At 59.9% G+C, this 22,287-nt stretch carries 23 protein-coding genes; 19 read left to right on the top strand and 4 right to left on the bottom strand.

Features of this window, described 5'->3' with window-relative positions; all coding sequences use genetic code 11:
* Positions 1 to 14: 14 nt before the first annotated feature.
* Positions 15 to 341 (top strand): rhodanese-like domain-containing protein, encoded by a 327-nt coding sequence (locus tag J2S62_RS12045; RefSeq protein ID WP_310175060.1) that lies wholly within the window; start codon positions 15 to 17, stop codon positions 339 to 341.
* Positions 342 to 393: 52 nt separating this feature from the next.
* Positions 394 to 1,320 (top strand): prephenate dehydratase, encoded by a 927-nt coding sequence (pheA, locus tag J2S62_RS12040; RefSeq protein WP_310175057.1) that lies wholly within the window; start codon positions 394 to 396, stop codon positions 1,318 to 1,320.
* A 3-nt stretch (positions 1,321 to 1,323) separates the two neighbouring features.
* Here pheA and J2S62_RS12035 read toward each other — a convergent pair whose 3' ends face one another.
* Positions 1,324 to 2,481: a diacylglycerol/lipid kinase family protein gene (locus J2S62_RS12035; protein WP_310175054.1), complete on the bottom strand. Its 1,158-nt coding sequence runs from the start codon at positions 2,479 to 2,481 to the stop codon at positions 1,324 to 1,326.
* A 44-nt stretch (positions 2,482 to 2,525) separates the two neighbouring features.
* Here J2S62_RS12035 and serS point away from each other — a divergent pair, with 44 nt between their 5' ends.
* Entirely contained in the window at positions 2,526 to 3,806 is a 1,281-nt protein-coding gene (gene serS, locus J2S62_RS12030; RefSeq protein ID WP_310175053.1) for a serine--tRNA ligase, read from the top strand.
* Between the two features lie 99 nt (positions 3,807 to 3,905).
* Positions 3,906 to 4,721: an HAD family hydrolase gene (locus J2S62_RS12025; RefSeq protein WP_310175051.1), complete on the top strand. Its 816-nt coding sequence runs from the start codon at positions 3,906 to 3,908 to the stop codon at positions 4,719 to 4,721.
* A 34-nt stretch (positions 4,722 to 4,755) separates the two neighbouring features.
* Here the strand turns inward: J2S62_RS12025 and J2S62_RS12020 are convergent, their stop codons facing one another.
* A complete protein-coding gene (locus J2S62_RS12020) occupies positions 4,756 to 5,397 on the bottom strand; it encodes a hypothetical protein (RefSeq protein WP_310175049.1) in 642 nt (213 codons plus the stop codon).
* Between the two features lie 233 nt (positions 5,398 to 5,630).
* Positions 5,631 to 6,110 carry an inorganic diphosphatase gene (locus J2S62_RS12015; protein ID WP_310175046.1) on the bottom strand — a complete coding sequence of 160 codons (480 nt, stop codon included), beginning with the start codon at positions 6,108 to 6,110 and terminating at the stop codon, positions 5,631 to 5,633.
* A 162-nt stretch (positions 6,111 to 6,272) separates the two neighbouring features.
* On the opposite strand from J2S62_RS12015, the gene dacB reads away from it, so the two are divergent.
* Genes dacB through hpt form a run of 4 tightly spaced genes read left to right on the top strand, consistent with a single transcriptional unit; the run spans position 6,273 to position 10,633 of the window.
* On the top strand, positions 6,273 to 7,832 hold the full coding sequence (gene dacB / locus J2S62_RS12010; protein WP_310175044.1) for a D-alanyl-D-alanine carboxypeptidase/D-alanyl-D-alanine endopeptidase: 1,560 nt from the start codon (positions 6,273 to 6,275) through the stop codon (positions 7,830 to 7,832).
* Positions 7,833 to 7,889: 57 nt separating this feature from the next.
* Entirely contained in the window at positions 7,890 to 8,924 is a 1,035-nt protein-coding gene (locus J2S62_RS12005; RefSeq protein ID WP_310175042.1) for a zinc-dependent metalloprotease, read from the top strand.
* A 4-nt stretch (positions 8,925 to 8,928) separates the two neighbouring features.
* Positions 8,929 to 10,059 (top strand): tRNA lysidine(34) synthetase TilS, encoded by a 1,131-nt coding sequence (gene tilS / locus J2S62_RS12000; protein ID WP_310175039.1) that lies wholly within the window; start codon positions 8,929 to 8,931, stop codon positions 10,057 to 10,059.
* A gap of 22 nt (positions 10,060 to 10,081) precedes the next feature.
* Positions 10,082 to 10,633: a hypoxanthine phosphoribosyltransferase gene (hpt, locus tag J2S62_RS11995; RefSeq protein WP_310175037.1), complete on the top strand. Its 552-nt coding sequence runs from the start codon at positions 10,082 to 10,084 to the stop codon at positions 10,631 to 10,633.
* Positions 10,634 to 10,699: 66 nt separating this feature from the next.
* Here the strand turns inward: hpt and J2S62_RS11990 are convergent, their stop codons facing one another.
* Positions 10,700 to 12,523, bottom strand: a complete 1,824-nt coding sequence (locus J2S62_RS11990; RefSeq protein WP_310175035.1) for an HNH endonuclease signature motif containing protein — start codon at positions 12,521 to 12,523, stop codon at positions 10,700 to 10,702.
* A 174-nt stretch (positions 12,524 to 12,697) separates the two neighbouring features.
* On the opposite strand from J2S62_RS11990, the gene ftsH reads away from it, so the two are divergent.
* The 11 genes from ftsH to panC are packed head-to-tail and all read left to right on the top strand — an operon-like array spanning position 12,698 to position 22,263.
* Positions 12,698 to 14,692 (top strand): ATP-dependent zinc metalloprotease FtsH, encoded by a 1,995-nt coding sequence (gene ftsH, locus J2S62_RS11985; protein WP_310175032.1) that lies wholly within the window; start codon positions 12,698 to 12,700, stop codon positions 14,690 to 14,692.
* On the top strand, positions 14,693 to 15,265 hold the full coding sequence (folE, locus tag J2S62_RS11980; protein WP_310175030.1) for a GTP cyclohydrolase I FolE: 573 nt from the start codon (positions 14,693 to 14,695) through the stop codon (positions 15,263 to 15,265).
* A 34-nt stretch (positions 15,266 to 15,299) separates the two neighbouring features.
* Complete coding sequence (gene folP / locus J2S62_RS11975; protein ID WP_310175028.1) at positions 15,300 to 16,208, top strand: dihydropteroate synthase; 909 nt, start codon at positions 15,300 to 15,302, stop codon at positions 16,206 to 16,208.
* Between the two features lie 5 nt (positions 16,209 to 16,213).
* A complete protein-coding gene (gene folB / locus J2S62_RS11970) occupies positions 16,214 to 16,579 on the top strand; it encodes a dihydroneopterin aldolase (RefSeq protein ID WP_310175026.1) in 366 nt (121 codons plus the stop codon).
* Positions 16,580 to 16,589: 10 nt separating this feature from the next.
* Positions 16,590 to 17,132: a 2-amino-4-hydroxy-6-hydroxymethyldihydropteridine diphosphokinase gene (folK, locus tag J2S62_RS11965; RefSeq protein ID WP_310175024.1), complete on the top strand. Its 543-nt coding sequence runs from the start codon at positions 16,590 to 16,592 to the stop codon at positions 17,130 to 17,132.
* The gene (locus J2S62_RS11960) at positions 17,129 to 17,662 is read left to right on the top strand and encodes a DUF3180 domain-containing protein (RefSeq protein WP_310175023.1); all 534 of its coding nucleotides are present in this window, start codon (positions 17,129 to 17,131) and stop codon (positions 17,660 to 17,662) included. Before folK ends, J2S62_RS11960 begins: the two co-directional genes overlap by 4 nt.
* A gap of 21 nt (positions 17,663 to 17,683) precedes the next feature.
* Positions 17,684 to 18,199 (top strand): PH domain-containing protein, encoded by a 516-nt coding sequence (locus J2S62_RS11955; protein ID WP_310175022.1) that lies wholly within the window; start codon positions 17,684 to 17,686, stop codon positions 18,197 to 18,199.
* Complete coding sequence (locus tag J2S62_RS11950) at positions 18,196 to 19,872, top strand: PH domain-containing protein (protein ID WP_310175021.1); 1,677 nt, start codon at positions 18,196 to 18,198, stop codon at positions 19,870 to 19,872. Before J2S62_RS11955 ends, J2S62_RS11950 begins: the two co-directional genes overlap by 4 nt.
* A complete protein-coding gene (locus tag J2S62_RS11945) occupies positions 19,869 to 20,366 on the top strand; it encodes a PH domain-containing protein (RefSeq protein ID WP_310175019.1) in 498 nt (165 codons plus the stop codon). The genes J2S62_RS11950 and J2S62_RS11945 overlap by 4 nt, the downstream gene beginning before the upstream one ends.
* A gap of 50 nt (positions 20,367 to 20,416) precedes the next feature.
* On the top strand, positions 20,417 to 21,292 hold the full coding sequence (locus J2S62_RS11940) for a Rossmann-like and DUF2520 domain-containing protein (RefSeq protein ID WP_407650016.1): 876 nt from the start codon (positions 20,417 to 20,419) through the stop codon (positions 21,290 to 21,292).
* A gap of 56 nt (positions 21,293 to 21,348) precedes the next feature.
* Entirely contained in the window at positions 21,349 to 22,263 is a 915-nt protein-coding gene (gene panC / locus J2S62_RS11935; RefSeq protein WP_310175015.1) for a pantoate--beta-alanine ligase, read from the top strand.
* Positions 22,264 to 22,287: the final 24 nt, after the last annotated feature.

The raw sequence follows: 22,287 nt of genomic DNA, 5'->3' as shown, positions 1-22,287 counted from the left end.
TTACCATGGGCCACATGAACGACTTTGAAACCCTTACCGTAAACGACGTACCCGACGACGCTGACATCCTCGACGTCCGCGACCCGTATGAATTCGATGCCGGACACATTCCGGGGGCCCTCAATATCCCGCTGGATCAGCTCCCACTGCGCATTGACGAACTCGATCCCGACACCGACTATTTCGTCATCTGTCGCACCGGAGGGCGCTCCGCCCGCGCGACCCAATACATGGAAATGCACGGCTACTCGGCCGTGAACGTAGCCGGTGGGTGTGGGGCCTGGCTGGAAGCCGACAAGCCACTGGTTTCCGAAACCGGAGCCGACCCCATCGTGCGCTAACCCTTGGCTGAGGTGACAGGGGCCTTGGGATCCTGACGTAAGATGGGCAACCATGAAAACGTTTGCGTATCTGGGACCCGAAGGCACCTTCACCGAGGCCGCACTGCAGCGCGTGCCCGAAGCCCGCGGGGCGGATCATGTTCCGCTGGGCTCGGTCATCACCGCGCTGAATCAGGTTCGCAGCGGCGAAGTGGATGCTGCTGTCGTCCCGATCGAAAACTCGGTCGAGGGTGGCGTCACCGCAACCCTGGACGCGATCGCTTCCGGCGATGAACTCCACATCGTCCGCGAAGTGCTGGTGCCCATTAGTTTCGTGCTGGTCGGTCGGCCGGACGGGCCCCAGAGTCTGCCCGAGTTGCACAGCGTTGCCACGCACACCCACGCCTGGGCACAAGTTCGGATTTGGGCTGAGGCGAATATTCCTAATGCCGCTTTCGTCCAAGCCGCCTCCACAGCGGCCGGCGCGCACGGGCTGCTGGATGCTTCCTCAACCTACGATGCGGCCGTCTGTGCGCCCCATTTAGCGCGCCATCTTGGCTTGCCGATCCTGGCCGAAGGTATTGAAGACACCCCGGATGCAGTCACCCGCTTTGTGGTGGTCGCCAAAGCCGGCAGTCTGCCAGAGCCCACCGGATCCGATAAAACCTCGGTGGTTGTGCCGCTGCCCGAAGATCGACCGGGTGCGCTGGGGCAGATTATGGACCAGTTTTCCACGCGCGGCGTGAACCTGACCCGGATCGAGTCCCGCCCAACCGGCGAATCCTTGGGCACCTACTTTTTCTCCATTGACCTAGAAGGTCACCTGGTCGAAGAACGCGTCAGTGCCGCCCTGGCTGCGCTCTACCGGATGATCCCGGGGGTGCGTTTTCTCGGGTCGTATCCGGGGGCCGAGCATCACGATTACACGATCCCCGAATACACCACCGACGAGGCCTACCAGCGCGGTCGGGCCTGGGTGCGCAGCATCCTGGACCGCTAAGCTCTAGCGATCGCCGCCGGGTGGGAGCGAGGCGGCTTGTTCGGTGCTGACTTGTGCCGTGGGAGTTTGTGCTGCTGGAACCCGAATTTGTAAGGACCGCGGGATGGTGTTCGCGACGATTTCCTTGGTTTTTGGAATCGGGTCGCCATCGATCTGGGCGACCAGCGGTTCCTCGAAGACCAATTTGCAGTTGCGCAGCGCGAACGTAGTCACCCGCTGGCTTTTGCGTTTCGGAATGATCACCGATGAGGCGACCTGAATCCAGTCGACCAGGTTTCGTGGATCTAACAGGGCAACATCTAACAGGCCGTCGTCAATCACGGCCTCGGGGATCATATTGATACCACCGGTGAGGATCCCGCAGTTGGCGATCATGGCCGAGCGGACCCGAACACGTTTGGTCTCACCGTCAGCGGTGGTGACGGCCACCGAGTGCCGCTTGCCGCGCAATTTGCGCATCCCGGCCTCGGTATAAGCCAGCCAGCCGGCTGCGGCCTTGAGCCGGTCGGAGGTCGAATGCATGATCTCAGCATCGAACCCGGCCCCAGCAATAACCGTGGACACATAGGCGTGGCGACTGTCATCCTCATGAACCATGTCCAACGAGATCACATCGATGGGTCGAACCTGACCGTTAAAGGCAATATATGTGCACGCTTGGACGTCATTGATTGGTAGTTCTAGGTTGCGCGCCAACAGATTCCCCGTCCCCGTCGGGATGATGGCCATCTGCACAGCGGTGTTGACCAATACTTTTGCCGCGGCTCGCACGGTGCCATCCCCACCGGCAACGATCACCAGCTCAGCGCCGTCCGTCACCGCTTGCTGGACCGCCAATAACCCGGAATCGTCTGGGTCGGTTTCATAGAGTCGTGGCGCATCCAACCCGAACAACGCACAGGCCTGCGAGACCAACGGTAAGGCTTGTTCCGAGGCGGGCTTGGAGGGATTGTACACCATCGCCACCCGATTCGGGACCCCTAACCGTGATGCCACATGAGGCAACTCATAGGCGTGGGAGAGCTGCTCCGATAAGTCCCGGTTCACTGCTTCCGCACGTGTCGCGCGCTCCTTGGCCTTGGCCCACGCGGCGAGAGCAATGATTGTCCCAGCCACCGCGAGGACAGCGACAACGAGGAGCACGATCGATAAGGCGGTCATGTCACCAAGTGTAGGGGACCGTTGGCTCGGGTAAGCTGAACCATGTGATTGACGTAAAGCATCTTGCCGAAAACCCTGACCTGTACCGCGCCTCGCAACGAGCCCGTGAAGAGGACGAATCGCTGGTCGATCAGATCATCGCCGCTGACGCCGACCGCCGAGCCGCACTGCAGACGTTTGAAAACCTGCGTGCCGAACAAAAAGTGCTCTCCAAAAAGATTGGACCGGCCAAGGGCGACGAAAAACAAGCCCTCCTGGCCCAGGCCAAAGAGCTGTCAGCCAACGTCAAGGCAGCCGAAGCCCAAGCCGATGCGAAAAGCCAGGAGCTTGCGGAGCTCAACAACAAGTTCCCGAACCTGATCGTCGACGGCATCCCGTCCGGCGGCGAGGATAACTTCGCGGTGCTCAAAACCGTGGGCGAGCTGCCCGAGTTCGATTTTGAACCCCGCGACCATTTAGAACTTGGCGAACTGCTCGGTGCCATCGATATGGAACGCGGCGCAAAAGTTTCCGGTTCGCGGTTCTATTTCCTCAAGGGTGTCGGCGCGCAACTGGAGATGGCGCTGACGCAGATGGGCATGGCCCAAGCGCTTGAGGCCGGGTTCAACCCGATCATCACACCAACCTTGGTTCGCCCCGAAACCATGAACGGCACCGGATTCAACGTTGAGCACGACGATGAGATTTACCGCATCGAAAAAGACGATCTGTACCTGGTCGGCACCTCCGAGGTCGCCTTGGCCGGGTACCACGCCGACGAAATCTTGGACTTCAGCGACGGTCCCATTCGGTTCGCCGGATACTCGACCTGCTACCGCCGCGAGGCCGGTGCCGCAGGCAAAGACACCCGCGGGATCATCCGGGTCCACCAGTTCAACAAACTGGAAATGTTCGTCTACACCACCGTCGACCAAGCCGAAGCCGAACACGAACGCCTGTTGGCCTGGGAAGAACAGATGCTGGCCAAAATTGAGGTCCCTTACCGGGTCATCGACACCGCAGCCGGTGACCTTGGCCCGTCGGCGGCACGCAAATTCGACTGCGAAGCGTGGGTGCCAACCCAAGACGCATACCGCGAGCTGACCTCAACGTCCAACTGCACCACGTTCCAGACGCGTCGTCATAATGTGCGCGAACGCCTGTATAACGATGACGGGAGCAAAGCCGGCACCCGCATGGCCGCCACGCTCAATGGCACCTTGGCCACGACGCGCTGGTTGGTTGCTATCCTGGAAAACCATCAGAACGCCGATGGCTCGGTCAACGTGCCGGAGGCTTTGCAGCCGTATATGGGCGGCAAAACCGTTCTGGAGCCCATCGCATAACACCCTCGTGGCGTCCGACCCGGAGGACTTCCTTCGCTAGACGGCTGGAATTCACGGTTTGTTCAGCGCAACGTTACCGAACATGATTGACTGGTCATTATGAAGAAAAAGATGGTCTGTTTAGACGTAGACGGTACGATTGTGGACTTTGACGGCCACATGTACCCAGAAGTCCGTGATGAAATCATAAACGTCATGGAGGCCGGGCACCATGTGCTGATCGCCACGGGGCGGTCATACCACGCGACGTTGCCCATCATCCGGGACATCGGCCTGCACTCGGGGTATTCTGTGTGCTCCAACGGCGGTGTTAGCTTGCGCTTAGACCCCGAGCTTGACGAAGGGTTCGAAGTCATCGCTCGCAGCACCTTCGACCCCGCCTCGGTGTTGGAATCCTTCCGTCGGCGCATCCCAACCGCGCGCTTTGCGATCGAAGATGAGCACGGGAACTACCTGTCGACCGAGCGGTTCCAGGACTTTAGTTTCGGTGTGCAGGCCACCGGGGTGTCGTTCGAAGAGCTCCAAGAAACCACTGCCGTTCGGCTCGTGGTGTTCTCGCACGGTGCCTCCACCCGAGAATTCGCCTCGGCCATCGAATCGCTGGGGCTGCAAGGTATTACCTATTCGGTTGGGTACAACGCGTGGCTGGATGTTGCCGGTGCCGGCGTCTCGAAAGCTTCCGGGCTCGAAGCGCTCCGCCGGATTCTGCACGTCGATCCCGAAGATACCGTTGCCATTGGGGACGGCTTCAACGACGTCGAGATGTTGGAATGGGCCGGCCGGGGTGTGGCCATGGGCCAAGCACCCCAAGAAGTCAAAGCCGTCGCGGACGAAATCACCGGAACGGTGCGTGAAGGTGGGCTGGCCACCGTGCTGCGCACCTTACTTCGAAGCCCCGCAGACCAGCGCAGCTGACGGGCCAAGCTACCCCGCTAAGGTGTCGAGTCGCCTACAGGCCACTGTTGGTCTGAATATCGACGGCCGCATCGGCCTGGTCGAGCAGTAAACTCACTGCCGCACGGACTTCGTGTTCGGTGTTATATAACGACCGCTTCATCGCCTGCGATACCGCTTGCACCGTCATCCCTAACTCAGCGGCCACTCGGCGCTGCTGGCCGCGGATGCCCGGCTTCAGACGATCAATGACCGCCCACTCGGCAGCCGAACGACGGGTGACGATGTGGCCTAACAGCTGTAAAACACTCTGGGCGTGTTTACCCAGTTGCGTCTGCTCCACCCCGCGGGGTGGTTTGGCGGCCTCAACACGTAGCGGGACTAACTGGCCCTGCTTCGCAGCCAAGGAAACCGCGAAATCTGCGGCTTTCACACCGGAACCGTCGACGGTGTGATCATCGTGCTCGGTGGCCTTGCCGATGCCGATCCCCACATTCCAGGTGCCGGAACGCATCGCGCACAGCGCGGTCTCGACGACGTGTTGAGAATCGGAAAAAACCTGACGATACCAGGTCGCATCCGTGGCCCAAGACCCTGGAAGAGCAACACCAAGTCGTTCTTCCAGATCCTGGTGAAACGATGCGACGTATTGCTCACTGGGTTCTGCCGAACGTTGGGTCATGGTCACAACAAACATGGTTCCATCTTTGCATGTCACCTCAAGCTCACGCGAGAGATTTTAGCGCAGAGGCGGAGACCCCGACACGGGCGCGATCGCCGAAATGCCACAAGAAGCGGCTCTCACGGCGATCGACGCCGCTGCGGTGGCTGTCATGATCCAAGATTTTCTCGTCGCGAAATTGCTCAAAACGACGTCGATATCAAGAGAAACTGACAGATTTGTTAAGCGAATGACCCGCCGGGGAGTGGTTAACCCTTGAAACGCTCAATGGACGCCTGGAGTTCGGCTTCAGCGGCGGCGCGACCTTTCCACCCTTCGGCTTTAACCCATTTGCCGGGTTCCAGATCCTTGTAACGGGTGAAGAAGTGTTCGATCTCCCGGATCAGGTACTGGTCGATATCTTCAAGTTCTTTAATGTGGTCATAGCGTAAGTCTGTGGGGACACACAGCACCTTGTCGTCGCCCCCGCCATCGTCGGTCATCGAAAAGATGCCGATGGGGCGGGCTTCCACGACAACATTTGGCAGCAGATCAAAGCCCGGCAGGTACACCATCGCATCCAGCGGGTCGCCGTCTTCGCCCAACGTGTTGTCAAAGAAACCATAGTGCGTGGGGTACGCCATTGGAGTGTACAAAATACGGTCCAAGTGGAGGCGACCGGTTTCTTCGTTGATCTCATACTTGACGCGTGAGCCGGCTGGGATCTCAATGGTGACGTCGTGCTGCATTATTTCTCCATCTGATTGCTGGTAGGACTTGCCGCGTTGAATACACAAGGGCAAGCGTATCCTTGCTCTAAGGTTATTACGTGCACGGGTGCATCACCCAAATATGTTGACGGGGACGTTCACAAGCATTCAACAACGCGAAATAGTTTTACAGGTGACACCATGATGGCAGCGAAACAAGCCGGGCGACGCGCCGCAGGCCGTCGACCTGGGCGACGTGCTTGGGTGCCGGTCATCATCGGTGTCATTGTGGGGCTGCTCGGCGGGGCAGGGCTGGCCGGAGCCTATCCGCCGCCAAGCACCGACATGATCAAAGTCCAAGCCGCCGACTGGTACCAACACATGCGCCAGCTGGTATCGGGCAGCGAAACCACCGGGACCCGCACCTGGAAGGGGGATCCGCAGATCTATGCCGCACCCCCGGTCGCATTGCCGCCTGAGCCCGAGACCAACGATGACTTACTCGACGATGGGGTCGCTGACCTCATTGATGTCAATGCGCCGGCACCGGATGCACATCAGCTGACTGCCGTTTTGGATGAGGCGATGGGAGAGCTGGGATTGGGGCATCGGATGCTCGTCGTCGATGCGGCAACCGGTGAGACCCTTTATGACCGCGGCGGCCAAGACTCAGTGGTCCCAGCTTCAACGCTGAAACTATTTACCGGCATCAGCCTGTTGCACCATCTAGACCCAAATCATCGCTTCGTCACCGCGGCACGGTATACCCCCAGCCAGGGTGTGACCCTGGTGGGTGGCGGTGACGGGTTGCTAGCACTGGGGGAGAGCACCGGGTCCACCGTCGGGTACGCTGGCCTGGCAGATTTGGCCCAAAAGACCTGGAACGCCATCGGTGAAGATGTCACGGCGGCCGGCGTGGCCACCGTCAACGTCGGGGTCGATGTGTCCCGTTACAACCGGCCGTGGCTGCATCCAGACTGGACCGAAGGGCTACAAGAGGCCGGCTGGGTCTCACCTGTCTACCCGCTGAATGTCTACGGCGGGCTGACGGGGCATCCGGCCTATGCCGATACGGCAGTCGAAGATGGGGCCGGCCTGGCCGCCAGTACCTACACCAGTCACCTGAACCAGCTCGCCGACGCGGCAGGAGCCACCGTCGAATTTCAATACACGGGTCAGACCAGCGTGCCTGATGAGGCCGAACAAGTGGCTGAAGTCCGCTCGGCGCCGCTGGGTCGGCAGCTCGAGTACGCGATGAAACAGTCCAACAACATGCTGTTTGAAATGTTTGGCCGTGAAGCCGCGATCGCAGCGGGAAGCACCCCGGATTTCACAGGGTCCACGCAGGCCACCGTGGCAACCTTGGACCAGTTGGGCATCGACACCCAACCGCTCGTATTTGCCGACAACAGCGGGCTGTCACCGCGCAGCCGCGCCACTTTGGAGACGACCGTCGAGCTGTTCGAGCTGATGTTAACGAACGAACATTATCGGCCCCTGCTGCACACCTTAACCGTGGCAGGCTATGACGGCACCATGGAAAACCGGCTCACCGAAGCACCATACTCCGGCGTCGTCCGCACCAAAACCGGCACACTGGAAGTCGCCAGTTCCAATGCGGGCTTCACGGTCACCACCCAGGGACGCGCCCTATGGTTTGCGATCAATACCACCGGCAGTGAGGGAGACTACGAAACTACGCGCGCCGAACAAGACCACCTCACCCAAGTGCTTACCAACTGCCAGTGCACAGCCGAGTAACCCCGACCCACGACCGCGAAAAAACGTGACACCATGGTCACTATGAAGGGACAACCCATGCAGATTTTCAGCAAAGAGGCGGCAGCGGCCACCGGACGCAACCTTGTGCCCCCTGGCCCGCGAGTCCCCGCCACCGATGCGATCGTTGAAGCCGAAGCACTCCGCGCCGCCGCCTACTCGGCCGTAGAGCACGTACCTCAACTGAGTAAACTGCCTGCCATTGCCCACTGGACTCCGAGCACCATCGACGACGAGATCAACCTGCTCGTCATCGATCGTCCGGGCTGGATAAACGCCAACGCTGAATCCCTGCAAGTCATGCTCGAACCAGCATTTCACCGTCTTGGAGAACTGCACGAAGACCTGCTGAAGAGCATCTCCTCGGACCTCACAGCACGATTTTCAGGGGCGCAAGTGGGAGCCGTCCTAGCGTTTCTGGGCACGAAAGTGCTCGGCCAGTTTGAACCCTATGCCGCACGAGCTGCCAACGGGCCAGACAAACCCCGGCTGATGCTAGTGGCACCAAACGTCATGACGATCCGGGACGAACTGAACCTTAATGCCGAAGACTTCCGGTTCTGGGTCGCTCTGCACGAGCTCACCCACGTAGCCCAATTTGCCCAAGCCCCGTGGCTGGCCGACCACATCTTAGAGACCGCCACCGAGTTCTTGCTGCATCATCTCCTTCCAGACAGCGCTAGTGAGATGACAGCAGAGCAAAAAGCCGCTCACAGTAAAGACCTTGAATCGCAGCTGACCGGGGTCATGTCCCTGCTGGAGGGACACGCCAACGTCATCATGGATGCCGTCGATCAGAGTATTGTACCCAGCGTTAAAACCATCCGGAAACGCTTCAACGAACGATCTGCTAACCATAATTGGTTGAGCCAACTGATCCGAAAGCTCATCGGATTGGATGCTAAAGCCAAACAATACAAGCAGGGCCAAGCGTTCGTTTCGACGGTGGTAGACCGCGTGGGCATCGAACAATTCAACACGGTCTGGCAACGCCCGGAGAACCTGCCGACCAAGGATGAACTGACCAACGCTGAGGCATGGATCAGTCGGGTCGTGCACGAACACGCACGGTAAAGCTGTGACCACCTCTGACTATACTGGCAAACCCGTACCTCAAGGCCCTGCCACCTGGCCCCCGAGCCGAGCCTGGCCACAAGCAGTGCACGCCGGGGTAGCCCAGCTCAAGGATGTGATCGCCCGCTGGGATCTCCGAATTGACCAGCACAGCCGCCCAGTACTGGTCGCAGTCTCGGGCGGGGCAGATTCCTTAGCGCTGGCCGTGTTGGCCGCGGAGACACAACGCGTTACCGGGATACGGTTTGGCGCGGTCGTATTCGATCATCAGCTCCAAGGCGTCACTGCTGCCGTGGCGCAACGTACCGCTGAGCTATGCACGCGGCTGGGACTAGACCCCGTCGTGCGAGAAGACCTTACCGTCACCCCTGCCACCGAGGGCCTTGAAGCAGCGGCCCGACGCGCCCGCTACGATGCATTCGTTCGGTGTGCTCATCGGCACCACGCAGCCGGCGTGCTGACCGCACACACGGCGAATGATCAAGCCGAACAGGTATTGCTGGGATTAGCGCGCGGATCCGGGGCCCGATCGATAGCCGGCATCCGACAAGACCGTGAACACCATCTGCCAGGCTATGACCCGGTGCGCATTGGGCGCCCACTTTTAGGATTGACGCGCAGCGACACCGAAACCATCTGTGCGTGGGCGGGAATCGAGTATTTCGAAGATCCCATGAACGAAGACGCGACCATCGCTCGCATTCGCGTCCGGAAGCACCTGTTACCGGCTTTGGCAGACCCCGCGACAGGACTGGGGCCCGGAGTGTTTTCCGGGCTGGTGACCACCGCCACCCTTGCGGCCGACGATGCGGACCTCCTTGATGCACAGGCCGCCGAAGCGTTCGAAGCGATGGCTCACATTGAAGGCGACCGGATCAGTTTCCAACTCGAAACGTTACAAACATCTCATCCAGCGATATTGCGTAGGGTTTTAGCGCTCGCAGTACAGCATTTCGGAGCGCCACAACCGTCTTTTGAACGGTTACGGTCGCTGCAGGAATTGATCTTCCCACCCGTTGGCAGGGCGTCGTCGGCGGGGCCCATCCAATTGGAGGGACATCTGAGCGCTTACCGGCAAAAAGCTGAGCAAGAATATGCAAAACTATTAGTCATCACCTCGCAGCCGAGGAACTAACCAGACATACTGAGGAGTGACCATGAAGGCCGAAGACGTTGCAGACGATTTAGACTCGGTGCTACTCACCCGCGAAGAGATTGACGAGATCGTCCAGGACCTCGCAGCCCAAATCGATCGTGACTACGAAGGTAAAGACATCTTGTTGGTTGGCGTTCTCAAGGGCGCGCTGATGATCATGGCGGATCTTTCACGTGCCATGAAATCAAATGTCACCCTCGATTTTATGGCGGTCTCATCCTATGGGTCTGGAACAAAATCCTCTGGTGTCGTCCGAATCCTGAAAGACCTTGAAGAAGACCTCATGGACCGGCATGTGGTTATCGTCGAAGATATTATCGACTCCGGCCTGACGCTGTCGTGGTTGAAAACCAACTTAGAGTCACGCGGTCCGGCTTCCGTGGAGATCGTCACCCTGCTGCGCAAACCTGAAGCATTGGCAGTCGATATTGATGTCAAATACATTGGTCGCGATATCCCCAATGAATTCGTCGTCGGGTACGGCCTGGACTTCGACCAGAAGTATCGCAACCTTGACGTTCTGGGGACGCTCGCGCCCCACGTTTACCAGTAAGGTGCTCGGCTGCGTATTCAGGTAGCCCGTAATTGGGGTACCTGAATACGCGTCCTATTGCTCGATTTATCCGCGATGCATATGGTTGCGCACCCAGATCGCTTCTGCGGTTGTAGGGTTTAAAAGAAACTCTGGGAAATGCTGCTCACTGGTCCGGACGAGTACGTCCGTTTGGTGGATGACCGTGTGATGGTAGCGGCATAGCATGACCGCGTTTTCTAATGATGTTGGACCGTTATTTTGCCAGTGCCGGATGTGGTGAATTTCTGAATAAATATGCGGCATGTTGCATCCCGGGTAGGCGCAGCCTCCGTCCGGGAGAATGACCGCGCGGCGTATGCTGGCGGGAAATGCTCGTTGGGCTCGTCCGACATCTAGTGGCTCGCCCTTGGAGTTTAAAACCGCCGGGATGATCGACGCGTTACAAGACATCATGCGCAGTGTGGCCCAATCCAAGTCCATGGTGTCGTAGTCATAGAGTTCTGGAAATGGTTTCCGGCCTTCCACCAGGGCGGCGATTTCGGCTTGCACATTCGGATTTTCTGATCCGAAATCCAAGTAATCACCGGCCAAATCTGCGTACTGCAACCCGACAGTCACGCTTGGTGCGACATTGACTAAGCGGCCAAGCCCCGGGATGACGGCACCCGACGGGGCAATATTAGCAGGGTTTATCTCTTCATGTGGCTGATCCAGAGGCCCAGTGGGAGAGCTGGCCAGCTCATTGTTGTCGCTGGCATGCTGATCCAATGCCTCTTGGGCCTGGCCGACGGGTGAGCTGGTGAGCACGATTCCGGTTTCCAAAATATCTAACAGAAAGTGTGACCACCGCTGGGCCGCGGTGCGGTCATCATAAAGCAGCGGTATCTCGAGCTCGTCGTCTGCCGGGGTGATACGTTCGGCGCCGGATTTTCGGGGTTCAGACTCGGATGGTGGGTCATTGATGCGCGATACCTCTGCGCGCAGGTTATTGATATGTTGACGCAATCGTTCCAAGACGTGCCGATACTGCCATCTCGTCATGACCCAATCGAGGCGCACATGGTTGTCTCCTAGCGGGGCCACAAACCGCAGCCCTTCTTCGTATTGACGTTGCTTGGGGGTCAGCCTGGTGCCCGGTTTGGTGAACTGGCGATTGGTGCTGCGCTTGATTCGATCAGCGAATTTGCGTACTTCATCCGGTCCGGCATGGAGGGCCTTGGCTAACAGTTCCCCTTCTTTGGTCGCCACCAACTGGTCGGCTTGGGTATCGGTGGCGCCAGCACGCTTGGACGCAGCCCGGATGGAACGCAGCCGGTCGATAATATAATTTGCCGACGAAGGGTCAATCTTGCCCTGAGCCATAGCCTTTTCGATCTTGGCTGCGCGCATCTTCGAAGCGCCGGGTTTTGTGGGGTTCGCCGTGGCGATCCGTAACCGTCGTTCAACCTCTTTGATATCGATCCCAACGAGCCGGGCGATAAAATCCTTGGCATTCTTAAACGGTTCCTTGCCCTGCTGCGCCAGTCTTGCACCGCGGGCCTCTATAGTCTCAAACCAGCCCTCCAGTAGCAGGGCGAGCCGACACTGAAAATTATAAAACCGACGATGATTCTCTTCCGCGATCCGGGATACATCAGCCAGCGACAATGCTGCCTCATCATCGGTGGCCGTCTCGATGAGCTGCTGATCGGAGGTCGCGGCCAATTGTTCCGCGATCAGTGATTGCAAAGCAAGCAGTTCGCCGCCGTTCATGCCGGAAAGCTCGGCCCCGTAACGGGCGCGAAGCTTTTGCACGTTCGCATCGTGTGCGGCAAAAAGGCCTTGCGTGGCGGACGGTTCGCTCGTGTCAGTAGCTGGCTGAGCATCAGCGCTTTGCGCAGTGGCTGGGGTAGCTAAGGGTTGGGTCATAGGGCACCTCCTTTCGACTCGTTCGTTGGCAAAAGTATGGCGCGTTTCACGCGAAACCTGGACGGTGAAAAGTGTGAATGTGGATAACTTTGGGCAGTCTTTGACCTTCCACCCATTGCGAAAGGAAATGAGACGTGCGCGCCTGGTGCCTGGGAAAGGGGTAGCTTTAGAAGGGTGAAAGCCAAGAACATCTTTAAAGGGCCGGTCATTTGGATCGTCCTTGCAGTACTTGCGTTGCTGCTCGTCGTGCCTGTTCTATCGGGTTCGTCCTCGAGTCGTGTTGACACCTCGGTGGGTATCGAACTGTTAGAAAACAACCGGGCTGACGAAGCGCTGCTTGATGATAATGATCATCGGGTCGAGCTGTCGCTGCAAGAAGACTTCGTCCACGAGGACCGCAATCTGGGCACCGAGGTGCACTTCTTCTACTCGAAGGATCGCGCCGAAACCATCGTGGACCTGATTGCGGGCGCTGACCTGGACGATTACACCGACCAGCCGGTGACATCCAACTGGTTCTTGTCGATGCTGGGCTTCTTAATACCCTTCCTGATCATTGTCTTGCTCTTCTGGTTCTTGCTGTCCCGGATGCAAGGTGGCGGCAGCCAGATGATGAAGTTTGGCAAATCGCAGGCCAAACTCATGTCCAAGGACAACCCGCAGGTCACGTTTACTGACGTTGCCGGTGCCGAAGAAGCCGTCGAAGAGCTCCAGGAAATCAAAGAGTTCTTGACGGAGCCCGACAAGTTCAAAGCAGTCGGCGCCAAAATCCCAACCGGTGTGCTGCTCTATGGTCCGCCCGGAACCGGCAAAACCCTCATCGCGCGCGCACTGGCCGGTGAAGCCGGTGTGCCGTTCTACACGATTTCGGGTTCCGACTTCGTTGAGATGTTCGTCGGTGTGGGTGCTTCTCGTGTGCGTGACCTGTTTAACGAAGCGAAGAAGAACGCGCCGGCCATTATTTTCGTCGACGAAATCGATGCGGTCGGACGCCACCGTGGTGCCGGCGTGGGCGGCGGTAACGACGAACGCGAACAGACCCTGAACCAGCTGCTGGTCGAGATGGATGGCTTTGACGAAAACGCCAACGTCATTTTGATCGCGGCCACCAACCGTCCCGACGTCTTGGATCCGGCCCTGTTGCGTCCGGGCCGTTTCGACCGGCAGGTGCCGGTTGAGGCGCCATCACTTGAGGGACGCCTAGAAATTTTGCGGGTGCACGCCCGTGGCAAACCGTTAGTCGATGACATCGATTTGTACGGTCTGGCCCAGCGCACCCCGGGCTTTTCGGGCGCTGACCTTGCCAACGTGCTCAATGAGGCCGCGCTGCTGACAGCCCGCTCGAACGCGCATCTGATCGATAACCGGGCTCTGGACGAAGCGGTCGACCGTGTCATGGCGGGACCGCAGAAACGCACCCGACTCATGAATGACCACGAGCGCAAAGTGACCGCGTACCACGAAGGCGGGCACGCACTGGTCGCCGCCGGGTTGAACCACTCGGCGCCGGTATCCAAGGTGACGATTCTGCCGCGCGGTCGCGCCCTGGGCTACACCATGGTCGTGCCGGACGAAGATAAATACTCGGTGACCCGCAATGAGCTGCTAGACCAGTTGGCCTATGCGATGGGTGGTCGCGTGGCCGAAGAAATCGTGTTCCACGACCCCTCCACCGGGGCCTCCAATGACATCACCAAGGCCACCGAAACAGCCCGGAAGATGGTCACCGAATACGGCATGTCGTCGCGGGTGGGAACCGTCAAACTCGGCTCGGGTGACGATGAACCGTTCCTAGGACGCTCCGGGATGGGCTCAAGCCGGGAGTATTCCGATGAGCTGGCATTCGTGGTGGATGAGGAAGTGCGCCAGCTGCTCGACGGCGCGCACGCTGAAGCCTACTGGGTGCTCAACGAAAACCGCGATATCCTCGATGAGTTGGCCTCGCGTCTGTTGGAACAGGAAACCCTGAACCGTCACGAGCTGGCCGAGCTGTTTTCCAATGTGCGAAAGTATCGGCCGCGCGAAACCTGGTTATTCCACGAGGACCGCCCGGTTTCGGATCTGCCACCGGTCGAAATGCCGGCCGGCACAGCGACCGATAACAAGTCGCATCCGGAAACACATCAGAACGGCGAACAGCCGGCCCGCGGTGACCACCAGGAGTCCTAGATGATTGACCAACCTCGAATCGAAGCTGCGATTCGTGAAGTCTTACTTGCCATCGGGGAAGACCCGGATCGAGATGGTCTGGTGGAAACCCCCGCGCGGGTGGCGCGAGCCTACGAAGAGTTCTTCGCCGGCCTGCACCGCGACCCGGCCGAAATTTTGGGCACGACGTTCGACATCGCCCACGACGAACTGGTCCTGGTCAAAGATATCGAGTTCTATTCGATGTGCGAACACCACCTGGTCCCATTCCACGGTTCCGCCCACATCGGCTACATCCCATCGGCCGAAGGCAAGGTCACCGGACTGTCGAAGCTGGCACGCCTGGTGGACCTGTTTGCACGTCGTCCCCAAGTCCAAGAACGCCTGACCACCCAAATTGTCGAGTCGCTCATGGAGCACCTCAACCCGGCCGGCGCCATCGTCGTGTTGTCGGCCGAGCACATGTGCATGTCCATGCGCGGTGTGCAGAAACCTCATGCTAAAACTGTGACGTCGGCGGTGCGCGGTCAATTGCGCGATCCGTCGACGCGGAATGAGGCCATGAGCCTGATTCTCAACGCCGGGATACACTAAGCCCCGCGTTATCACCCAAGAAGGAAGGATCCCCATGTCAATCGGAGCTGTCCCAGGAACCGGTCCGGCCTCGGGCCCACTATCGGTCGTGCGTAAGGCCACCCGCAAGAAATTCGCGGATCTGCCAACCGACCGCACCCTGGTCATGGGCATCCTCAATGTCACCGACAACTCATTTTCCGACGGTGGCGAGAACTTCGACACGGCCAAGGCCATCGACCACGGGCTGCGCATGCACTACGCCGGAGCTGACATCGTCGACGTTGGCGGGGAATCCACCGCCCCGGGCACCGATGAGATCAGCCCCGAAGAAGAACAGGCCCGCATCCTGCCGGTCGTTGAAGCACTCATCAAAGCCGGCGTCTACGTTTCGGTTGACACCCGCCACACCGAAACCGCTCGTGCCGCACTCGAATACGGCGAAGTCATGATCAACGACGTCTCCGGGCTGCGCCACGAAGCGGACATGCCCAAGCTCATCGCCGAATCCGGTGCCCGTTACGTCGTGATGCACAACCGTGGGAACTCCAAAACCATGGACGGCCTGACCGACTACACCAACCTGGTCGACGACATGGTGGCCGAAACCCAACAGGTCATCGACACGTTCTTGGCCGCCGGGGTGACCAAAGACCAGCTAATCGTGGATCCAGGTCTGGGCTTCTCCAAGGCCGGCGACCAAAACTGGCAGCTACTCAATAACCTTGAAGCGTTCCAAGCCCTGGGTTACCCGGTGCTCATTGGTGCCTCCCGCAAACGGTTCCTCGGCTCGATGCTGGCCGACAACTCGGGCGAACCCGTTGAGCCGCGCCAACGTGACCACGCGACCGCGGCGATCACCACCCAGGTGGCCGAAGCCGGCGTTTGGGCGGTTCGCGTCCACTCAGTCATCCCGAACGTGGATGCCGTCAAAACAGTTACCGCACGCCAAGCCGCGAAGTAGTCCCGATGGCCAAGATCAGTCTGACCGGACTGCGCGTGCGCGGCCACCACGGCGTGCTCGACCACGAACGAGAAACCGGCCAAATGTTCGTCGTCGATCTCGAACTCGATGTTGACGTGGACCAGGCGGCGGAAACCGATGACGTCGCAGACACCGTCAACTACGCCGACGTGGCAACAGTTGTTGAACGGATTATCGCCGGGCCCCCGGTCAATCTCATTGAGACCCTGGCGGTCAATATTGCCGAGACCATCCGGGCAGAATTTGGCCTGGTGAACTCGGTGGTCGTGACCGTCAACAAACCCCAAGCGCCCATCCCGGCGGACTTCGCCAACGTCGCCGTGACTGTCGTTCGCCACAGGACTGCCTAAGGGCACGAGCATGGACCAGCTGCCCGAGGACCTCACGACCGCGCCCGCCCATCCGGTATCGGCGGTGCTCGCGCTGGGTTCGAATCTGGGAGACTCCCAGCAGATCTTGCACGACGCCGTCGAAGCCCTGCGCGCCCACGCGCAGGTTCACGTCACCGCGGTGTCACCGTTGGCCAAAACCGCACCGGTCGGGGGACCTGCACAACCAGATTTCCTCAACCAGGTGGTCCTGATCGACACCACCCTGGCGCCCTATGAGCTGTTGGAGCTGGCCCAGAAACTCGAACAGGCCGCCGCTCGGGTCCGGGATATTCGCTGGGGCCCGCGCACCTTGGACGTCGATATTATTACCTACGACGAGGTGGTTTCGGACCACCCGGTGCTCACGTTGCCCCACCCCAGGGCGCAGCAGCGCGCGTTTGTGCTCACCCCGTGGGCCTGGGCTGACTCCGAGGCGACACTCAACGGGGTGCCCGTCACCCAGTTGGCTGCCCAAGCCGACGACGCAGCCACCGTGCAACAAGTATCCACCCGCCAGGAGGGCACCCCGTGACATCGATACGCATCGGGTGGGTCCTACTGGTGGTGGTCGTGACCGCAGTCTTCGGGTGGATGGGCGGTTTCTATTCCGCTGAAAACGGGTGGCGCGCCCCGGTACTGGGCTACACCTCGGTCATCACCCTGACCGGGGTCATGGTGCTGGAGCTGATCCTGGGTTTGCGCGTGCTCAAAGACCGGGAGCGCCCGGTGGCCGATCGCATGAACCCGGTGGCCGCCGCCCGCACCCTGGTGTTGGCACAAGCCGGCACGTACGCGGGAGCTGCGATTGCCGGCTGGCACATTGGGATGCTGTTACACCGGCTACCCGCCAGCGGATTTGGCTCAACCGTGGTTACCGAATCCATCGTCCAGTCGGTCACGGCGTTGATCCTCGTGGCAGTTGGTTTTATTGTGGAACAATGGTGCAGGATCCCACCGGATGATACCGACAATAATGGGAACCATAACCGGAGGCCACCAAATGCCTCCGGAGCACAGCCGACCACCCGGCAGGCCGACCCGATTGAGCGGCCACAATTTTAGCCCCACCACCAGAATGCAGGCATGGATCACGAACAGTTGCCCTATAAACGGGTCTCCACCAAGCTGATACCGCTGCGCCAAATTTACAACGCCCTGCTGCTGGGCATCCCGGTCATCGCCACAACCGTCGGGCTGCTCGTCCTTCACAACGTGACCCCATTTTTCGAGCTGTACCCGATCGCCTACCTGCTATTTCTCATTCCCGCCGGACTGCTGATCTGGGGCATCATCTACGCTTTTATCATTCCCCGTCAGGTCCGGGCCATGGGCTACCTCGAAAAACGTGACGACTTACTGCTACGACGCGGCATCCTGTTTCGTCATCAGGTCGCGGTCCCATACGGGCGCATCCAATACGTCGACATCCGCCAGGGTCCGCTGCAGCGCATGCTGGGCATCACCTACATCGTGATCACAACCGCCGGGGGCGGCACCGCCTCCACCTTTGAAGGTTTGGAAATGGCTGAAGCCGAACGGTTGCGCGATGAACTCACCCAGCGCGGTTATGCCCGGCTGGCAGAACTGGGGGAGTCATGAGTCAACCGCACCATCCCGGACCAGAGCCAACCCCAGACGCCAACGCCGCACCCGAGAGCGCACATGCCGCCGAACAGCCGTGGCGCCGTGTCCACCCGATTTCACCGTTCATCCGGTCGTGGTCCGCGCTGCTGATCTTCGTCTATCTCATCATGAGCTTTTCGGTGCGCGAGCTCCAAAGCTTCATTGAGGCCGTGAACCTTTCGGTGGGCCAATCACTGCTGATCCTGTTGGGCCTGGTGATCGGGATCCTGGTGGTAGCAGCCGGCCTGTACGCGATTGCGTGGCGGTTCTATCAATTCCGGATCACCACCGAAGCGGTCGAACTCCACGCGGGGGTCATCTTCCGCCAGCGCCGCTACATGCGCCTGGACCGGCTGCAAGCCGTGGACATCGTCCGGCCCTTCTTTGCTCGCATCTTTGGGCTCTCGAAACTCTCGCTGCACGCTGCTGACGGCGGGGAAACCACCCTGACGCTGGAGTACGTGCGCGAATCCGACGCCGAACGGTTGCGCCACGAAATTCTCTACCTAGCTTCGGGTGCCCAAGGCGACCCAGCCCTTGATCCCACCACCGACGACGCACCGCATGCCGCTATCGCCCAGGTGCCCCACTACCCATACGACGGGTACCTGGCCCAGTATGTGCAGCACAATCCGCACGGGCTCAACGAAGAGGTCCCCGCAGACCACACCACCCGGCAATCCAGCCGAGAACTCCTCACCATCCCCTTTGGCCGCGTCATCGGGGCAGCCCTGCTGACCGGACTGTCCACCGGCGTGTTCACCGCGCTGACCGGTGGGGTTACCACCGGGTTCTTCATCTGGTTGGGTGCCCGCGGCGACGCCGACTCGGGTGCGATCCCAGTGAGCTTGCTGATGCTGTTGATTTTTGCCGGGATCGGACTGTTCACGGCACTGATCACCGCTTTTGGTCAGGTCAATGCGAACTTCAACTTCACCGCCAAAACCGCCGACTCGGGCGTGCGGTTGACCTCGGGCATGCTTTCGACCACCTCGCACACCATCCCGCCCGGACGAATCCAGGCCATCCAAATCACCCAACCACTGCTCTATCGCATCTTCGGGTGGTACCGCATCCAAGTCACCGTCGCCGGGTACGGTCTCACCGACCCGTCCACGACCGTCCTGCCCGTGGGGACCTTCGACGATGTGATCATCATGCTGTCGGTCCTAGCCCCCGACCCCGGTGTCGAGCACGCCAACGACCTGCTCTACACGGCACTCAAGCACACTTCCGACGACGATGGCTTCACGAAAGTCCCCGGCCGTGCCCGCATGTGGCAGCCGGTCGCAGGCCGCCGGCATGGGTATCGCACCACGCCGACCTTATTGTTGATCCGGTTCGGGCGCCTCCGCCGGAATCTGGCGATGATCCCGCACGAGCGCATCCAACAATCCGCGGTCCATCAGACGCTGTTCGACAAACTCTCCGGTACCGCTTCGGCGCGGTTCGTCACCCCACCCGGCCCGGTCCGCGTGCACCTGAGTAACCAAGAACCCGCCGGATTAGTGCAACTGTTCTTCGAAGAAGCCGAAATCGCCGCCCACGCCCGACGCATCTCTGACAAAAACCAGTGGATGGCCGAAGAGGAACTCGAAAACTTTGAGAAAGCGGCAGAAAAAGCCCTCGCGGCAGGTGAGACAGCGTGAAAGATTTCCCTGCTGACCTCGAGTTTCGGCCCGTCCGAGCGCAGCTGACAACCTACCGGCAGATCCAGAACGTGATCAGCATGGTGTGCTTTGTGCCGCTGTTGACCTTGGCGGCCGTCATCTTTAACGCCCAAGTGGACCCTGATTTCTGGCACGGGTTGAGCTATATCCCGGCAGCCTGGGCCCTGCTTTACGACGTGGGCCAGATCATCCTGACCCCGTATCAGGTCCGTATCCACGGCTGGGCCGAACAATCCGATGACCTGCTCGTCCGCTCCGGGGCGATCTTCCGCAACTATGACGCGGTGCCCTACGGGCGGTTGCAGTTCGTCATCGTCAAACAAGGCCCGTTGCAGCGCAAATTTGGGCTGGCAGATCTGACCATCACCACCGCAGGCTCGACCGCAACCATCCACGGCCTGCCCACCCGCGAAGCCACCCGCCTGCGTGATGACCTCTGTTCGCGCGGCTATGCACGACTGGCTGGACTCTAAGGAAGGATCTCACCGTAGTGAGCGTTGATGAACCCCTGACCACCGAAGCAATCGGCCAACCAAATCGACTGGGGATCGGCATCATTGGTGCCGGCCGGGTCGGAGCAGTCCTGGGCCGAGCGCTTCAGCAAGCCGGCCATACCGTCACCGGCGTCCACGCGGTCTCGGAAGCCTCGATTGCCCGGGCCGAGGCGCTCTTGCCCGAGGCGCCGATCCTCGAAATCCCCGATATTCTTCGTCGCTCAGAGGCCGTGATTTTTGCGGTCCCTGATGATGTGCTGGAACCGTTGGTTTCTGGTCTCGCCGCCGCCGGGCACATCCAAACCGGACACCTGTTGGTCCATACGTCTGGACGGTACGGCACCGCCGTGATGAAGCCGGTGCGCGAGCACGGGGCGATCCCGGTGGCGATCCATCCGGCCATGACTTTCACCGGGCTGTCTCTGGATGTGGATCGCTTGCAGAACACAGCCTTTGGCATCACAGCCGACCCCGTGGTCGCACCGATTGCCGAAGCCATGGTGGTTGAGATGGGCGGCATCCCGGTGACCATCCCGGAAGCCGCACGCCCGACCTATCACGCGGCCATGGCGCATGCCTCCAACCACCTTGTCACCCTGACCGCCCAGGCCCAAGCGATGCTTGAAGCAGCCGGCATTGACCACGCCTCCAAGTTGCTGGGCAACCTGATGACCGCGAGCCTGGAGAACGCGCTGACCAATGGCGACCAGGCACTGACCGGGCCGGTTTCTCGCGGCGATACCGGCACGGTGGCCAAACATTTAGAAACTCTGAAAGCCCTGGATGATCCCGACCTGTTCGAAACCTACCGGGGCATGGCGTTGGCAACCGCACGCCGAGCAGCCGAAGCCGACTTCATCAACGCGGCGAAACTCGAAGAGCTCTTGCAGATCTTGGAAGCCTAACCGCCACCCAGGCACATCGGGGCGGTGTGGTCGCGCTTGTGACTAGACTGTGTGACGTGACTGACCAACAAGCCCTCCTTGCCACCACGGCTGACGCAGCGAAATCCTTGATCGCCCAGCAGGTTGCTGAGCTCATCGAAGCCGGCAACCCCCGCCCCACGGTTGGCCTCGTGCCGACCATGGGAGCCTTGCATGACGGGCACGGGGCGCTGTTTCAACAGGCTCGAGACGAAAACGACCTGGTGGTCGCCTCGGTCTTCGTCAACCCGCTGCAATTTGACCAGCCCGAAGACTACGAGCACTATCCGCGGGATCTGACCGCGGACCTCGAGCTGATCACCGAATACGGCGGCGATATCGTCTTTGCCCCATCCACCGAGCACATGTATCCGGGCTATCCCGCAGGCCCTCATATCACCGTGTCGGCCGGCCAAATGGGCCAGATGTTTGAAGGCGCTTCCCGCCCCGGCCACTTTGACGGGGTGTGTACGGTGGTGGCCAAACTCTGGAACATCTTGATGCCACCGTCCCCGGCGGTCTTTCGCAGTTACTTTGGGCAAAAAGACGCCCAACAGTTAGCCATCGTCACCCGCATGGCCAAAGACCTCAACATCGACGTCGAAATATGTCCGGTGGACTTAGTCCGGGCACCCTCCGGGCTGGCGCTGTCGTCGCGCAATGTGCGACTCGATGATCACGGGATGGAAAAAGCCTTGGGCCTATCCAAGGCGCTGCACTATCTTGCGGATCAGGCAACACAAGGTGAACCTTTGGATGTTTCGGCTGCCCGCGACATCATTCGGGCCCAGGAAAACGTAGACTTAGACTATCTAGAGATTGTCGATCCGGAAACCCTGACCCCACTATCCGATGAGCAACTGGCGGTTCCGTTAGAACGCGAGGCGCTGGCCTTAGTCGCGGCCTGGGTGCCGCCTGTTCGCTTGATCGACAACATGTTGTTAGCGCCGTAAGCTACTTGCTGGATAGCGGCATCA

The organism is Enteractinococcus fodinae (assembly GCF_031458395.1).
GTDB classification, from domain to species: domain Bacteria; phylum Actinomycetota; class Actinomycetes; order Actinomycetales; family Micrococcaceae; genus Yaniella; species Yaniella fodinae.
Note: the sequence above shows the minus strand (reverse complement) of the source record. Positions and strands in the feature narration are given on the sequence as shown.

What these genes read in the sequence shown, in the direction of transcription:
- folK (WP_310175024.1), top strand. Translation starts at nt 16,590, where the DNA reads ATGGACCAGCTGCCCGAGGACCTCACGACCGCGCCCGCCCATCCGGTA.
- dacB (WP_310175044.1), top strand. Translation starts at nt 6,273, where the DNA reads ATGATGGCAGCGAAACAAGCCGGGCGACGCGCCGCAGGCCGTCGACCT.
- J2S62_RS12045 (WP_310175060.1), top strand. Translation starts at nt 15, where the DNA reads ATGAACGACTTTGAAACCCTTACCGTAAACGACGTACCCGACGACGCT.
- J2S62_RS12035 (WP_310175054.1), bottom strand. Translation starts at nt 2,481, where the DNA reads ATGACCGCCTTATCGATCGTGCTCCTCGTTGTCGCTGTCCTCGCGGTG.
- J2S62_RS12005 (WP_310175042.1), top strand. Translation starts at nt 7,890, where the DNA reads ATGCAGATTTTCAGCAAAGAGGCGGCAGCGGCCACCGGACGCAACCTT.
- J2S62_RS12025 (WP_310175051.1), top strand. Translation starts at nt 3,906, where the DNA reads ATGAAGAAAAAGATGGTCTGTTTAGACGTAGACGGTACGATTGTGGAC.
- J2S62_RS11950 (WP_310175021.1), top strand. Translation starts at nt 18,196, where the DNA reads ATGAGTCAACCGCACCATCCCGGACCAGAGCCAACCCCAGACGCCAAC.
- J2S62_RS12020 (WP_310175049.1), bottom strand. Translation starts at nt 5,397, where the DNA reads ATGTTTGTTGTGACCATGACCCAACGTTCGGCAGAACCCAGTGAGCAA.
- hpt (WP_310175037.1), top strand. Translation starts at nt 10,082, where the DNA reads ATGAAGGCCGAAGACGTTGCAGACGATTTAGACTCGGTGCTACTCACC.
- folE (WP_310175030.1), top strand. Translation starts at nt 14,693, where the DNA reads ATGATTGACCAACCTCGAATCGAAGCTGCGATTCGTGAAGTCTTACTT.
- pheA (WP_310175057.1), top strand. Translation starts at nt 394, where the DNA reads ATGAAAACGTTTGCGTATCTGGGACCCGAAGGCACCTTCACCGAGGCC.
- folB (WP_310175026.1), top strand. Translation starts at nt 16,214, where the DNA reads ATGGCCAAGATCAGTCTGACCGGACTGCGCGTGCGCGGCCACCACGGC.
- J2S62_RS11955 (WP_310175022.1), top strand. Translation starts at nt 17,684, where the DNA reads ATGGATCACGAACAGTTGCCCTATAAACGGGTCTCCACCAAGCTGATA.
- J2S62_RS12015 (WP_310175046.1), bottom strand. Translation starts at nt 6,110, where the DNA reads ATGCAGCACGACGTCACCATTGAGATCCCAGCCGGCTCACGCGTCAAG.
- folP (WP_310175028.1), top strand. Translation starts at nt 15,300, where the DNA reads ATGTCAATCGGAGCTGTCCCAGGAACCGGTCCGGCCTCGGGCCCACTA.
- J2S62_RS11990 (WP_310175035.1), bottom strand. Translation starts at nt 12,523, where the DNA reads ATGACCCAACCCTTAGCTACCCCAGCCACTGCGCAAAGCGCTGATGCT.